The following is a 13,078-nucleotide window of genomic DNA, read 5'->3' on the forward strand; positions in this document are numbered from 1 at the left end:
AAACCGATATCACAGATTCGAACCACTATGAGCAACTCACTATATTCGACAGCACGACAGGACAATCAGACGACTATCGTCCCCAGTACGGACATCGAGGCGGCCGTCGAGATGGCCGACCTCGTGCCGGCCATCGAGGCCGCGTTCGCCGCATACGAAAACGACACGGCGCAGATGCCGCCGAAGTCCTACATCGACCTGCCACAGCACAACGGGGACTTCCGGTCGATGCCGGCCTATCTCGAAACGGACGACTGGGAGGCGTCGGGCATCAAGTGGGTGAACGTTCACCCGGACAACCCCGACGAGTTCGACCTGCCGACCGTGATGGGGACGCTCGTGTACACGGACCCCGAGAGCGGCTTCCCGCTTGCCGTGATGGACGCCACGACGCTGACGATGAAGCGAACCGGGGCGGCCGCCGCCGTGGCGACGGACCACCTCGCCGTCGAGGACGCGTCCTCGCTGGGCATCATCGGTGCCGGCGTCCAGTCGTACACGCAACTGGAGGCCATCTCGCAGGTGCGACCGATTGAATCCGTCGTCGTCAGCGACCTCGACGACGACCGCGTCCAGCGGTTCATCGACACCTTCGGCGACGAGTTCGACGTGCGAGCTGGGACCATCTCCGAGGCGGCCCAGTGTGACGTCCTGTCGACGGTCACGCCGGTCGAGGACCCCATCGTCACGCTCGACGACCTCGGAGAGCACACTCACGTCAACGCCATGGGTGCCGACGCCGAAGGAAAGCAGGAACTCCACACGGAGGTCATCCGCGAGGCGACCCTCGTCATCGACGACTTCGAGCAGACGACCCACTCCGGCGAGATAAACGTCCCCTGGAGCACGGGCGAAATCGACGAGTCTGATATCGACGCCGAACTCGGCGAGATCGTCGTCGGGAACGCGCCGGGCCGCGAGGACCTGTCCGGGATTACCGTCTTCGACTCGACCGGGCTCGCGATTCAGGACATCGCTGCCGCACGCATCGTGTACGAATCGCTCGGTGACGATAGCGGCTACCGCCTCGAAATGGTGTAACTCCGGCGGTCTGCAGTATCGTATCAGCTGGCCGTTCACCCACTGCTATCGAGTGACGCACAGACAACTGTGGCACGCAGTTGTGGCCCGGAACGATTTATATGTGCCATACGACGAGGGCGTATGCGACGCGTCATCATCGACACGGACACCGCGGGCGACGACACACAGGCAATTTTGCTGTCCTGCCTCAGTGATCGAGTTACCGTCGAGGCAGTCACAATCGTCGCCGGCAACGTGCCCTTCGACAGAGAGGTCGAGAACGCGAAATACACGCTCGATCTCGCCGATTCTCTCGACGTACCCGTCTACGAAGGGGCGAGACAGCCGCTTCTCAAGGAGTTCGAACACGCGACGTACATTCACGGCGAGGACGGCCTCGGCGGGGACGTGTTCCCCGACACCGGTATCGAGTCGGCGGCAGGGTTTGGCCCCGACGAGATCGTCGACCGCTGTCGAGCGGCCCCGGGTGAAATCACACTGCTCTGTATCGGACCGCTGACCAATCTGGCGCTGGCGTACGCCCGTGAGCCCGAGCTTCCAGACCTCGTCGACGAAGTGTGGGTGATGGGCGGGAACGTCAACTGTGAGGGGAACATTACTCCCGCCGCGGAGTTCAATCTGTGGGTCGACCCCGATGCTGCCAAACGCGTGTTCGACGACTTCGAGGTGACGCTCGTCGACTGGGGCGTGTGTCTTCGGGATGCGGTGTTCGGCACTCCCGAGTTCGAGGCGGTCTCGGCGTTCGACACGGAACTGGCGTCGTTCTTCGAGTCGGTGACCGAGAAGGCCCGGGCGTTCAACAGCGAGGGTCCCGACGACCCCGGATGGACGGCACTCCCGGACAGCGTCACCGCCGCATTGCTTGCGTACCCGGAACTCCGCGAGGAGGTGTCGACGTACCACGTCGCGGTGGACGACCGCGAGGGGCTCACCCGCGGGTACACCAGCGTCGACGTCAACGGCGTGACCGACGGCGAGCCGAACACCCACGTCGTGGAGTCCGTCGACAACGACGCCTTCCAGTCGGTCATGTACTCGCTGCTCCAGTCCCGGGACCCTGACAGCGGCATCGCCGAGTGAGTCATACTGCCGGCTGTACGTCTGTGAAGAATATCGCCACTTCGGGGTGGCGAATCTCTTGAAATAGTTACAGCCAGCAGTATCAGGAGCGGCGTCGGGAGCGATAGTAGCGAACGGTGTGTGTCGTCGTTGCCGCTGTGCGAGACCTGTGGCGACGGTCCTGTCGCCGCGTGTTGTCCCTGGTTTTTACTGGGGGCCGGAGGGATGTCAGGGTATGACGCTTACAGACCGTCTCGACCAGTACCGCCGGACAGCGGGGCTCGAAGCCGTCTGGTTCGCCCGACCGAACTCCTTCGCGTGGCTAACCGGAGGTGGAGACAACGTCGTCGACCGGGAGGGCGACGTCGGCGTCGCCGCCGCTGGCTACGACGGTGACGAGGTCCGGGTCGTCACCGACAACATCGAAGCGCCGCGGCTACGTGACGAGGAACTCGGCAGCGATGTGGCCGTCGAAACGTTCGACTGGCACGCACAATCGCTGGCCGAGGCTGTCGCCAAAGCGAGCCCGACGCCGGCGGCGGCGGACTTCGACGTCCCCGGTTTCGAGTCAGTCGACGCCACACAGCTCCGACAGCCGCTGACCGAGACCCAGATCGAGCAGTGTCGTGACCTCGCGCGAGACACGGCTGAAGCAGTCGAAGCAGTCGCGCGGAACGTCGAGCCGTCCCACACCGAACTCGATGTGACCGCCGTGCTCCGACAGAAGCTCGAAGGCCGAGGCATCGCTACGCCCGTCGTACTCGTCGGTAGCGCCGAGCGGGCACAATCCTACCGCCATTACACCTCGACCGAAACTGAACTCGGCGACTATGCGCTCATGTCGGTGACCGTCCAGCGGAACGGGCTCCACGTCAGCACCACCCGAGCGGTCGCGTTCGACCCGCCGGAGTGGCTGGTGGAGCGAACCCGCAAAGCCGCCTGCGTCGAGACCACTGCACTGGCCGCGACACAGGCAGCCGGCCAGAATGGTGGCACAGCGGGCGACGTGTTCGACGCTATCCAGAACGCCTACGCCGAGGTCGGCTGGGAAGGCGAGTGGCAGAACCATCACCAGGGGGGTGCGACGGGCTTCGCCGGCCGGGAATGGATCGCCACGCCCGGAAGCGGGGTCGAGGTCGCGTTGCCACATGGGTACGCGTGGAACCCGACTATCGACGGCGCGAAGAGTGAGGACACCTATCTCGTCTCGGCCGACGACATCGAACTCCTGTCCGCGACCGGCGACTGGCCGACCGAGACGGTCTCGGCAGTCGGCTACGACCTCGAACTGCCGCGACACACGGTGCTGGAACTGTAGCGGTACTGCAGCCATCTCTAGCCGGCGAGTTAAGAGTTTACAACGGGTGTTGTATGAACCCGTGGATTTAAGCAACGCGTCAGGCTACCCCTCTGTATGACCGCAGAGCGCGCCTGGTGGAAGGAAGCAGTCGTCTACCAGATCTATCCCCGAAGTTTCAACGACAGCGACGGCGATGGCGTCGGCGACTTGCAGGGCATCATCGACCGCCTGGACTACGTCGCCGACCTCGGCGTCGACGTCATCTGGCTCAATCCGGTGTACGACTCCCCGCAGAAGGACAACGGTTACGACATCAGCGATTATCAGGCCATCTACGACGAGTTCGGGACGATGGCCGACTGGGAAGCGCTACTCGAAGCGGTCCACGACCGGGATATGCGGCTCGTCATGGACCTCGTCGTCAATCACACGTCGGACCAGCACGAGTGGTTCCGGAAGTCCCGCCAGCGCGACCCGGAATACGAGGACTACTACATCTGGCGCGAGGGCAGAACAGACGAGGACGGCGAGCCCACGCCACCGAACAACTGGGAGTCCTTCTTCGGGGGCTCCGCCTGGGAGTACGACGAGGAGCGCGGCGAGTACTTCCTCCACCTGTACGACACCTCACAGCCGGACCTGGACTGGCGCAACGACGCCGTCCGACAGGACGTCTTCGACACTATCGAGTGGTGGCTGGAGAAGGGCATCGACGGCTTCCGGATGGACGTCATCAATCTCCTGTCGAAAGTCGAGGGGCTGCCCGACGGCGATCCGGACAGCGAGTGGGTCGGGTCCGAACAGTTCATCGACGGGCCGGAGATGCTGTCGTATCTCGACGCAATGGACGACGAGGTGCTGTCGAACTACGACGTGATGACCGTCGGGGAGATGCCACAGCTCACCGTCGAGTCGGCCCGCGAGTACGCCGGCGCGGACGGCCCGCTGGACATGGCGTTTCACTTCCAGCACACGAAACTCGACTACGCTGACGGTGAGCGGTGGTCGGTCGGCGACTGGAGCCTGCCGGAGCTGAAGCGTATCGTCGACCGCTGGCAGGACGGGCTGGCGGCGGACGGCTGGAACACGCTGTACTGGGAGAACCACGACCAGCCGCGGAGCGTCTCACGCTACGGCGACACCGAGAACTACCGCCGGGAATCCGCGAAGCTGCTCGGGACGTTCATCCTCACGCTCCGTGGCACGCCCTACATCTACCAGGGCCAGGAACTCGGGATGACTAACGCCGACTGGGACACGATGGACGACCTCCGCGACGTGGACGCCATCAACCACGCGCGGGAGCTACTCGACCGGGAGGGCGTCGAGGGCTACGAGGACGTGAAAGACGTCGTCGGCTACCGGACCCGCGACAACGCCCGAACGCCGATGCAGTGGGACGACTCGCAAAACGCCGGGTTCACCGACGGCGACCCCTGGATTCAGGTCAATTCGAACTACAGGGAGATCAACGCCGCCGACCAGCAAGCCGATGCGGATTCCGTCTACAACTACTACCGGCGACTCATCCAGTTGCGCTCCGACAGGGACGTGCTGGTGTACGGGGACTACACCGACCTGCTCCCCGAGCACGAAACCGTCTTCGCCTTCACGCGGTCGCTGTCGACGGACTCGGGAACCGAGAAAGTCCTCGTCGTCCTGCACTTCGACGACGCGACGGAAACCTTCGACCTCCCGGTCGAGTACGCCGATGCGACGCTGCTAGCGTGCAATTACGACCACGACGACCCGGACCCGGAAACGGTGACGCTCGCGCCGTACGAGGCTCGCGTCTACGAGCTGTTCGATTGAGTCCTTCGTACTACCTGAATCCCGCCGCGGGGCCGTGGCGAAGCACAGATTCAAGGCGCGTCCGTCACCAGCAGTGGTATGTACCTTGCCGACGAGAACTGGCCGGACCTCGGCGACTATTTCGAGACGGAGTCGCTGGCGCTCGTCCCGCTCGGATCGACCGAGCAACACGGGCCACATCTCCCGCTGGCGACGGACCACCTCATCGGGGAAGCCTTCGCCCGGGAAGCCGCCGACAGGACTGGCTACCTCTGTACCCCGACGATCAATGTCGGCGTGAGTCCCCATCACAGACAGTTCAACGGGACAATGTGGGTCGACGCACCGGTGTTTCGTGACTACGTCGAGTCGTTCACCCGGAATCTGGCGTACCACGGCATCGACCGGGTCATCTACGTGAACGCCCACGGCGGGAACGTCGAGCACCTCCGGGAGGTCGGCCGGCGGCTCCGGGACGACGAACTGCTGTACGCCATCGAGTGGATGTGGGACGAGAGTATCCCGGACCTCGTAGACGACCTGTTCGAGCAGAACGGGCCACACGGCGGGCCGAAGGAGACGGCCATGATTCAACACCTGCGCTCCGAGCTGGTTCACGACGACCGCCTCGAAGACGCACGGGACGGCGGGATTCCGAGCGTCGAGGCTGCGGAGACAAAGAAGTACGGTTCGCGAACCTTCTACGACGCCGCTGATAACACCGGCAACGGTGTCCTGGGCGACCAGACCGACGCAACGGCCGAGAAGGGGGCCGAGATGTTCGAGGCCGCGACCGAACAGCTCGTCAGGCTCTGTGAGTGGCTGGACGCCCAAGCGTTCGACGACCTGCTCCCAGAGCCACACGTCTAACGCCGGGCTGTCGGCACCCGAGAACGATTCCCGCTCTCCGGGGCTGCCGTTCGATAGCCAACCCCCGGTAGTTGGGTTTTTGCGACAGGCGGGAGTACGGGATGTATGGCCCTCCTCCTGTTTCCCGGGATGCCCGGTACTACTGAACTGTTCGTCATGCTCGTCATGATGGGGATGTTTCTCGTCGTTCCCCTCGCACTCGTCGTGGCCGCGTATCTGTTCGGCAAGCGCCGCGGCAGAGCCGAAGTGAGCGAGTCGGGCGATTCATAACCAATCGCCAGACGGCGGCCAATCGGCGTGTAATGGGCCTGTCGCGGCGAATCGACTCGTTTATCGGTCCCACTCTATGAGGGAGATGTGTGTCCCCACCGAGTCCCCATCCCGAGTCGCTTCGTAGCCGAGCGTTCGAAATAACGGTTGATGACGGACGAGAGACCTTCAACGCGCTCAGTATCGAGCACGCCGATTGTGAGACGGAATGGATCATCTCCGACACGGTGTATGCGCTCGAAAATATGCGGTAACAGGTAGCAAACTGTTGCGTTGTGGCGTTACGATAGTGGACCCAACTGCGTCGGAACGGTGACGCCGCTGTGTCTGTACCGCCGGTTCTTCGTGTGAGTCATTCCGCCGAGAATCGCCGCCAGACTGGCATGAAGACGCCGTAGAACGAGCCAAAAACCAGGACACCAGCCGCGATAGCTAATTCTCGCCCTGCCACGCCGAATACGTCGTACAGAGTCCGGAGGACGATGAATACCCCGAGTCCCCAGACAGCGAAGGCGGCACGCTCTTTCCAGGAGAGGCCACTTCTGTGGAACACACGCTGTCTCCGCAATAGACGGTATCAAAGCCTGTGGTTCGACGCGATATCGGACCGCGAGTATGAGGGGATGATAACACACGCTGCACAGATCACAGCAGCTGTAACTGGGATGGGTCGTGCTGGTTCCACAGAAGTCCGTTCCCGCCCTCACTCGGTCGGGATAGGGCCGGTCCCGATGACGTCCCGAACCGCGCTTTCGAACTCCTGACGGTCGGCGAAGTACGGGATGTCGACGTCCTCGAGCACCGTTGCGAGTTCCTGCGGGCCGTCCGGCGTCCGAATCGTCGTGTCCCCTTCGCGGCTGACGATGGTGCTGTGTTCGATGCCCCAGGTGAGCCGGGCCGAGACGCGGGCCAGCGGCGCACCGGCAACGTCTGGTCCGTCGCCGAGTTCGACAGCCGGCTCCTCCGCGTCCTCGCTTTCGTCGTCGCTCATACCCGAACTGTTCCCGTGGGTCCGATTAGTGCTTTCGGAACGGCTCGCGCACTTGGTGAATCACGCGCGTGCCCGCGTCATGCATCTGTCTGACGGGTAGTTTTATCGGATGTAGCAGTAGTATACTGCATGACTAGTCTCACCGACGTGTACGAAGGGGAGGTTGGGCGCGTCGCATCGCGCCGCCAGCAACTCGTCGGGACAGCCCTGTTTCTCGTTGGTGTTGCCGGACTCGTCGGGGCAATCGCGCTCGCAACGACCGGCATCGGAAACAGATACGGGCTGGACGCCTACGCAGCCAGGCGGATCGCCGGCGTCATCGCCGGGCTCGGGCTGCCGTCGGTCATCCTCGGCGTGTTCGCGGTGTTACCGGCCAGTCGTCGAATCCGGCTGACCGCCCTCGGTGGCACGGGCGTCGCAACAGTCGGCGTCGTGCTGTTCCGGTCGCTGTATCCCTACAGCTGGACCAGCAGCGACCCGCTGCTGGCACTGCTCACCGGCGTCGTCTACTTCGCCGGTATCGTGACGACGTTCTGGTGCCTGTTCGCGTCGCTTGCGACGTTCAAGACGCGAAACGACCCCGGCGGGACGGCACGCATGGAAGTGACCGAGGAAGGGACGATCCGTCTCGTCGAGGAAGCCCGGACGCTGCCGGGACTGGGCGGCATCGGGTTTTTCGGACAGGACCCGGACGGCACGGTCGAGACGCAGACGAACCGAGCGAGTGCGACCGACGAGGGCGCTGTCAGCGACGGCGGGACCGGACAGCGCTCGGGCACTACGCGCACGGCCAACGGCCGCAGTCGGCAGCCGACGGGCGGCACGCAGTCTGACCGCAGCACGCGGTCCAAGCGACGGTCGGACAGCGGCACGGCGACGGAGCGACAGTCGGACCGTCGGGCGACCACTGGCTCGAACACCGGCCAGCAAAACACCGCGTCGCGTGGGACGAACCGAACCGGCCCTTCCGAGAACGCGCTCGACCCGAAAATAGCCGAAGCCGGTCCGGAAGCGTCGCCGTCGACCGACGGCGGCACGGCGAAGACGGGGCACGACGCGATCACCGAGACGGCGGTCCACCAGGGCGAACCGGACACCTACTGCGGGAACTGCCGGCACTTCGAGTACGTGATGCAGGACGGCGACATCGAGCCGTACTGTTCGTTCCACGGCGAGGTCATGGACGACATGGAACCCTGTTCGGCGTGGGTTCGCAACGACTGATACCGTCGGCACTCCGATTTTGCTAAGCTTCCGCACTGCACAGCGATGGGGACCGACAGAACGGCCTGGGCGAAACCGGGTATTTAACACGGTCGGCAGGCAAACGGTGGTACTACAATGGAGTTTTGCGACGAATGCGGTTCGATGATGAAAACGGACGACGAGCGCTGGGTCTGTGGCAGTTGCGGCTACGAGAAGGCTCGAAACGCCGAGACCGAACAGGAGATGGCCGTCACCACGCAGGGCCAGGAGGAGTCGGAAGTCGTCGACACCTCCGAGGTCGACGCCGAAGACATGGGACCGACGACGGGCGCACGCTGTCCCGAGTGTGGCAACGAGCGGGCCTTCTACGAGATGAAGCAGATCCGCGCGGCCGACGAGTCCGAGACGCGCTTTTTCACCTGCACCGAGTGCGAACACAAGTGGCGCGAGGACGACCACTGAGGCCGGACCGTGCCCACTGACCCCGCGTTCCCGGACGTTCCCGCGGACCGGCTGTGCGACGGCGGCTGGGAGCTCGTCGACGAGAGCGTCGAAACCGTCTTTCAGTTACCGACGGCCCGCGTCGAGGGCGTGACGAAAGTGTACGACGACGCCGAAACGCGCGAGGCGGTCAGAGACGCGGTCGGGTTCGACCACCAGTGGCGGTTCTTCTTCGCGACCGCGCTATCGTTTACCCCGCCGCTCGCGCCGGGTATCGGACCGGCGATGATTCTGCCGACAGTTCGCTCAGAAGCGCAGTCGGCCTTCGCCGAGGAGTTGGCCGACAGAGGGTTCGTATCAGTCGAGCGCGGGCGGAGCGAGCGGGTCCGCGTCGACAGCGGCGACCGGGCGCGGCTCCGGACCTACAGCGCCGAGCTCGACCTCGAAGCGGTCGATGCGACGCTGTCGATCACCGGGTGGGTCGGCGTCTGGCACGGCGATGGGTTCCGTATCGCCGCCGGCGCGTACCCCGACCAGTCGCTGTCGTCACTGCTCGGCATCGAGACCCCCCCTGACCCCCTCCAGCGGTCGCCGTCGGACTACCGGGCCGAACTGCTTGACCTCATTCGCGCCGTGGCGTAAGCGCCAGAAGCGCGCCGTCGAGGAACAGCTCTATCGGCCCGAGACCGAGCCGTTTTGCGAGCGAACTCGGAACGGCGTCCGCGCCGAGGCGGGCCACGGGCGCTCCGCGAACGCGGATTTCAGCCGTCAGTCCGGCCGCAGTCAGCGCCGCGGCGGCGTCTCTTCCCTCGACCGGTCGGTCCCGCCAGAGGGCGAACGCCGCCCCGAAAGACGGTAGGTCGACGGCGACGAGGTCGTCGTACCCGCGAACGCTGAACGCGACCCCGTCCCGCTCGACGGTCAGGTCGGCGTCGACGAGCAGGTCCGGCTTTCCCTCGACCTGGTCGAACAGATCACCGACCGCCTTCGCCGTGGTGACCACTGTCAGTCGTTATCGCGTGTCGTGATAGTCAGCGTGCCATCGACCCGCCAGCGAGCGTGCTCGGCGTCTTCGCCGGCCTTGCTCGGGACGTCGACTTCCATGTCGTCGAAGTCGTACGTTATTTCCGCATTACGACCAGTCAGGCGGTCATAGAGCCCGATCGCGAGGTCTGGCCAAGTTGTCGTCTCCATCGGCGTTTCTGATTCGCTCATGCAGTACAGTGTACGTGCTACTACATGTTTAAAGTCGACCCCAACAAGAGGGGTTGAGAGGGGTGACCGGAGCCGTCAGGGCCGCCGCGCGAATGTCAGGTAGCCGGTATGCCCGACGCCACCGGTCGATGGGCGGGAGCCGCGGTCGTCGAAGTCCATCTCCCGCTGGATGGTGTCGAGCGTCTCGACGCCGTTGAGGCCGACCTCGGTGGCCGTCGCCACGACCTCGCGCGTGTTCTCCACAAACGGGGAGTACACCGCCAGCGATCCGCCCCGGTCCAGCAGCGTCGGCGTTCGCTCGACCACAGTCGGGGCGTCCTCGGTGTCGAGGGTCAGCACGTCAAAGCCCGAGAGGTCGTCGAGGTCGTCGGTGATGTCGCCGGTCCGGACCTCGACGGTGTCCGCGACGCCAGCGATCTCCATGTTCTGGCGCGCTACCTCAGCGAATTCGGGGTCCTGCTCGTAGGTGACCACGTCAGCGCCAATGCGGCCCATGTACGCGCTGAGGATGCCGGTCCCGGTGCCGGCGTCGAGGACGCGGTCCGCCGCGGCCACGCCGGTCTTGCCGACGACCAGCCCCACGTCGCGGGGCATCATCGGCGCGCCGGTGCGTTCGAGGTGGGTGAACAGGTCCGGGCCGCGCAGCCGACGGACGGTGAAGCCGGTCCCCAGATGGGTCTCGACGACATCGCCCGGTTCCACGTCCTCGGGGACCTCCAGAATTCCGAGGTCGGACTCGAAGCGCTCGCCGGGGTCCAGCAGGTACTCGCGGTCTTCGTGGACGAAGAGATACGCCACGTTACTCCAGTTCGTCGACCGCGTCGGCGAGGTCGCCGTCGTTGGCTTCCAGCGCTTCTCGCGCAGTGTCTTCGTCGACGCCCGCCCGCATCGCGACGAGTTCGACGTCGTCCTCGTCGACGCCGGAGTCGCTGCCGCTCTCGTCTGCGTCGTCCGCAGCCGCCGCGGCCGAGCCCTCGCCGGAGCCGAGTTCGCGGCTCTCGGGTTCGCCGACGACCTGGTACGTCTTCTGGCCCTGCGCTTCCATGAGCTGGACCTCCGCGTCGTCGAAGACGAGCTCCTCGTCCGGGGTGCGGATAATTACTTCCTGCGCATCGATGTCCTCCATGTCGATGCCCATCTGTTCCATCATCTGCTTCATCTTGCGCGGGTTCATCCCGCCGCCTCCGCCAAACATACGTGTGACTGGCGGGGCAGGGCAGAAAAGCGTAGCGACCCGGGCTCGGACTGGAGTCCGTCGCGGGGCAGGCCGGTCGACCGGGCGAAACCGGCACGCTCCCACGGCTTCGTAACGATTCTAAGGCTCGCCCGTCCATCCCCGCCGTGTCACTGCTGTCCATCTTCGCCACGGCCATCCTCCCGGTCGTCGCCGTCGCTGCGGCCGGCTTCGCGCTCGGCCGGGTGAAAGGTACGGACCCGGACGCGCTCAACACCATCACGGTGTACGTCCTCGCGCCCGCGCTGGTGGTCCACAGCCTGACAACGTCCTCGCTGGCCGGCGATACGATTCTGAGCGTCGTCCTCGCTGTCGTGCTGTTCACCGCGGCGATGCTTCTCATCGCGGAGGGCGTCGGCCGCCTCACGGGGCATTCGGAACCGCTGCTCGGCGCGTTCGTCCTCGTCGCTATCTTCCCCAACACCGGGAACTACGGCATCCCGCTGGCGGATTTCGCCTTCGGCGCGACCGGGCGTAGCACGGCCGTCCTCGTGACCGCGCTGCAGGGCGTGCTACTCTACACCGTCGGCATCTACATCGCCGCCCGGGGTAGCGGCGACAGCCCGCTCGCGGATATGCGCCGTGTGTTCGGCGTGCCGCTCGTCTACGCTGTCGTCGTCGCGCTTGCACTCCGATGGGTCGGCGCAGTGCCGCCCACAGACTCGACAGTGATGCAGACACTCGAACTGCTTGGCAACGCCTCGATTCCGGTGATGTTGCTCATTCTCGGCATCCAGCTATCGAACGTCGACGGGAACAGCGATTTCCGGTCGGTCGGGATCGCCAGCGCGTTGAAACTCCTGCTGGCGCCAGTGCTCGCGTTCGCCGCGGTGCTCGTGGTCGGGTTCCAGAACCAGACAGTCGCGCGGGTGGTCGTGCTCCTGTTGGCGACGCCGACCGGCGTGACGACCATCATCCTCGTCGGCGCGTTCAGCCATCAGACTGGCGACCGCTCGCCAGGCGAATTCGTCAGCGCGACCGTGTTCCTGACGACCGTCGTCAGCGCGGTGACGGTGACGGTTCTCGTGTGGCTGCTGCAGTCCGGACTGGTGCTGTGACTACTCCTCCCAGTATATCCGTATCTCCTCGGCGGTGATGTCGACGAAGTGGTTCGAGCCGTTTCTGACCGCGAACCGGCCGATAGGCCGGTCGATGGTCCGGCTGGGGCCACCCTCCACCTGGACAGTGATCGTGTATTCGCCGGTCGCACCGATCATCGGGTCATACTCGACCGACTCGCCGGCAGCCAGCGTCGCCGTCTCGTCCAGTACCGCCGTTTCGTTTCTCGTGATAGTGAGTGTGACAGTCTGCTCGCTGTCCGTGTCGTTGTCGACGACAAACAGGATCGGGTCGTCCGGAGCGGGCGTTACTGTCGGCGTCGGCGTGTCCTGCCGTGTACTGGTCACTGCCGTTGTCGGCTGTTCCTGTGGCGTCGTTGTGGCTGTCGATGATGTCGAATCGTCCGTCGACGTGTCGTCACCGGGCGCACTGCAGCCGGCAACTGGGGAGAGCGCAAGCGCGGCGAGGAGCGTGCGGCGGCGCATATCGCTCGTCTCGAAGGGAGCAGCAAATGCTTTCTGTCATACTAATCCTTGTCGACCATCCTGGATAGTGCCAACCCACGAGGGCGGCACGCCCCGGCGATCGCCACAAAACC

The 13,078-nt window shown here is 64.8% G+C and carries 18 protein-coding genes; 11 read left to right on the forward strand and 7 right to left on the reverse strand.

Annotated features, from left to right (window positions below; genetic code table 11):
* The first annotated feature begins 27 nt into the window (after window positions 1-27).
* From C442_RS10175 to C442_RS22130, 7 genes are all read left to right on the forward strand, one after another.
* A complete protein-coding gene (locus tag C442_RS10175; protein ID WP_008310130.1) occupies window positions 28-1,041 on the forward strand; it encodes an alanine dehydrogenase in 1,014 nt (337 codons plus the stop codon).
* A gap of 123 nt (window positions 1,042-1,164) precedes the next feature.
* On the forward strand, window positions 1,165-2,124 hold the full coding sequence (locus C442_RS10180) for a nucleoside hydrolase (RefSeq protein WP_008310133.1): 960 nt from the start codon (window positions 1,165-1,167) through the stop codon (window positions 2,122-2,124).
* A gap of 214 nt (window positions 2,125-2,338) precedes the next feature.
* On the forward strand, window positions 2,339-3,421 hold the full coding sequence (locus C442_RS10185; RefSeq protein WP_008310135.1) for a M24 family metallopeptidase: 1,083 nt from the start codon (window positions 2,339-2,341) through the stop codon (window positions 3,419-3,421).
* A gap of 96 nt (window positions 3,422-3,517) precedes the next feature.
* Window positions 3,518-5,215 carry a glycoside hydrolase family 13 protein gene (locus C442_RS10190; protein ID WP_008310138.1) on the forward strand — a complete coding sequence of 566 codons (1,698 nt, stop codon included), beginning with the start codon at window positions 3,518-3,520 and terminating at the stop codon, window positions 5,213-5,215.
* Between the two features lie 78 nt (window positions 5,216-5,293).
* A complete protein-coding gene (locus tag C442_RS10195; protein ID WP_008310139.1) occupies window positions 5,294-6,064 on the forward strand; it encodes a creatininase family protein in 771 nt (256 codons plus the stop codon).
* Window positions 6,065-6,169: 105 nt separating this feature from the next.
* The gene (locus tag C442_RS22125; protein WP_008310141.1) at window positions 6,170-6,334 is read left to right on the forward strand and encodes a hypothetical protein; all 165 of its coding nucleotides are present in this window, start codon (window positions 6,170-6,172) and stop codon (window positions 6,332-6,334) included.
* An 89-nt stretch (window positions 6,335-6,423) separates the two neighbouring features.
* Window positions 6,424-6,588, forward strand: coding sequence for a hypothetical protein (locus C442_RS22130; protein WP_005535361.1), 165 nt, complete (start codon window positions 6,424-6,426; stop codon window positions 6,586-6,588).
* A gap of 98 nt (window positions 6,589-6,686) precedes the next feature.
* On the opposite strand, the gene C442_RS10200 is transcribed toward C442_RS22130, so the two are convergent.
* Both C442_RS10200 and C442_RS10205 read right to left on the reverse strand, forming a co-directional pair.
* Window positions 6,687-6,887, reverse strand: coding sequence for a hypothetical protein (locus C442_RS10200; protein ID WP_008310143.1), 201 nt, complete (start codon window positions 6,885-6,887; stop codon window positions 6,687-6,689).
* Between the two features lie 150 nt (window positions 6,888-7,037).
* Window positions 7,038-7,325, reverse strand: a complete 288-nt coding sequence (locus tag C442_RS10205; RefSeq protein ID WP_008310145.1) for a DUF5789 family protein — start codon at window positions 7,323-7,325, stop codon at window positions 7,038-7,040.
* A gap of 129 nt (window positions 7,326-7,454) precedes the next feature.
* On the opposite strand from C442_RS10205, the gene C442_RS10210 reads away from it, so the two are divergent.
* The 3 genes from C442_RS10210 (at window position 7,455) to C442_RS10220 (ending at window position 9,614) form a co-directional block, all read left to right on the forward strand.
* On the forward strand, window positions 7,455-8,549 hold the full coding sequence (locus tag C442_RS10210; RefSeq protein ID WP_008310146.1) for a DUF7139 domain-containing protein: 1,095 nt from the start codon (window positions 7,455-7,457) through the stop codon (window positions 8,547-8,549).
* Window positions 8,550-8,666: 117 nt separating this feature from the next.
* A complete protein-coding gene (locus C442_RS10215) occupies window positions 8,667-8,993 on the forward strand; it encodes a transcription factor S (protein ID WP_005535365.1) in 327 nt (108 codons plus the stop codon).
* Between the two features lie 9 nt (window positions 8,994-9,002).
* Window positions 9,003-9,614, forward strand: a complete 612-nt coding sequence (locus tag C442_RS10220; protein ID WP_008310147.1) for a hypothetical protein — start codon at window positions 9,003-9,005, stop codon at window positions 9,612-9,614.
* Here C442_RS10220 and C442_RS10225 read toward each other — a convergent pair.
* The 4 genes from C442_RS10225 to C442_RS10240 form a co-directional block, all read right to left on the reverse strand.
* Window positions 9,595-9,975 carry a hypothetical protein gene (locus C442_RS10225; protein ID WP_008310148.1) on the reverse strand — a complete coding sequence of 127 codons (381 nt, stop codon included), beginning with the start codon at window positions 9,973-9,975 and terminating at the stop codon, window positions 9,595-9,597. The two genes, C442_RS10220 and C442_RS10225, sit on opposite strands and share 20 nt — an antisense overlap.
* Before the next feature lie 2 nt (window positions 9,976-9,977).
* Window positions 9,978-10,187: a hypothetical protein gene (locus C442_RS10230; protein ID WP_004962941.1), complete on the reverse strand. Its 210-nt coding sequence runs from the start codon at window positions 10,185-10,187 to the stop codon at window positions 9,978-9,980.
* 75 nt (window positions 10,188-10,262) lie between these two features.
* Window positions 10,263-10,985, reverse strand: coding sequence for a methyltransferase domain-containing protein (locus C442_RS10235; protein WP_008310150.1), 723 nt, complete (start codon window positions 10,983-10,985; stop codon window positions 10,263-10,265).
* Between the two features lies 1 nt (window position 10,986).
* Window positions 10,987-11,382: a nascent polypeptide-associated complex protein gene (locus C442_RS10240; RefSeq protein ID WP_008310152.1), complete on the reverse strand. Its 396-nt coding sequence runs from the start codon at window positions 11,380-11,382 to the stop codon at window positions 10,987-10,989.
* Window positions 11,383-11,528: 146 nt separating this feature from the next.
* Between C442_RS10240 and C442_RS10245 the strand changes: the two genes are divergently transcribed.
* Window positions 11,529-12,479 (forward strand): AEC family transporter, encoded by a 951-nt coding sequence (locus tag C442_RS10245; RefSeq protein WP_008310154.1) that lies wholly within the window; start codon window positions 11,529-11,531, stop codon window positions 12,477-12,479.
* Here the strand turns inward: C442_RS10245 and C442_RS10250 are convergent, their stop codons facing one another.
* Window positions 12,480-12,965, reverse strand: a complete 486-nt coding sequence (locus tag C442_RS10250; RefSeq protein ID WP_008310156.1) for a hypothetical protein — start codon at window positions 12,963-12,965, stop codon at window positions 12,480-12,482.
* Between the last annotated feature and the right edge of the window lie 113 nt (window positions 12,966-13,078).

This window comes from Haloarcula amylolytica JCM 13557 (genome assembly GCF_000336615.1).
In the GTDB taxonomy this organism is placed as follows: domain Archaea; phylum Halobacteriota; class Halobacteria; order Halobacteriales; family Haloarculaceae; genus Haloarcula; species Haloarcula amylolytica.

What these genes read in the sequence shown, in the direction of transcription:
- C442_RS10195 (WP_008310139.1), top strand. Translation starts at nt 5,294, where the DNA reads ATGTACCTTGCCGACGAGAACTGGCCGGACCTCGGCGACTATTTCGAG.
- C442_RS10250 (WP_008310156.1), bottom strand. Translation starts at nt 12,965, where the DNA reads ATGCGCCGCCGCACGCTCCTCGCCGCGCTTGCGCTCTCCCCAGTTGCC.
- C442_RS10230 (WP_004962941.1), bottom strand. Translation starts at nt 10,187, where the DNA reads ATGAGCGAATCAGAAACGCCGATGGAGACGACAACTTGGCCAGACCTC.
- C442_RS10185 (WP_008310135.1), top strand. Translation starts at nt 2,339, where the DNA reads ATGACGCTTACAGACCGTCTCGACCAGTACCGCCGGACAGCGGGGCTC.
- C442_RS10175 (WP_008310130.1), top strand. Translation starts at nt 28, where the DNA reads ATGAGCAACTCACTATATTCGACAGCACGACAGGACAATCAGACGACT.
- C442_RS10205 (WP_008310145.1), bottom strand. Translation starts at nt 7,325, where the DNA reads ATGAGCGACGACGAAAGCGAGGACGCGGAGGAGCCGGCTGTCGAACTC.
- C442_RS10180 (WP_008310133.1), top strand. Translation starts at nt 1,165, where the DNA reads ATGCGACGCGTCATCATCGACACGGACACCGCGGGCGACGACACACAG.
- C442_RS10210 (WP_008310146.1), top strand. Translation starts at nt 7,455, where the DNA reads ATGACTAGTCTCACCGACGTGTACGAAGGGGAGGTTGGGCGCGTCGCA.
- C442_RS10190 (WP_008310138.1), top strand. Translation starts at nt 3,518, where the DNA reads ATGACCGCAGAGCGCGCCTGGTGGAAGGAAGCAGTCGTCTACCAGATC.
- C442_RS10215 (WP_005535365.1), top strand. Translation starts at nt 8,667, where the DNA reads ATGGAGTTTTGCGACGAATGCGGTTCGATGATGAAAACGGACGACGAG.
- C442_RS10240 (WP_008310152.1), bottom strand. Translation starts at nt 11,382, where the DNA reads ATGTTTGGCGGAGGCGGCGGGATGAACCCGCGCAAGATGAAGCAGATG.
- C442_RS22125 (WP_008310141.1), top strand. Translation starts at nt 6,170, where the DNA reads ATGGCCCTCCTCCTGTTTCCCGGGATGCCCGGTACTACTGAACTGTTC.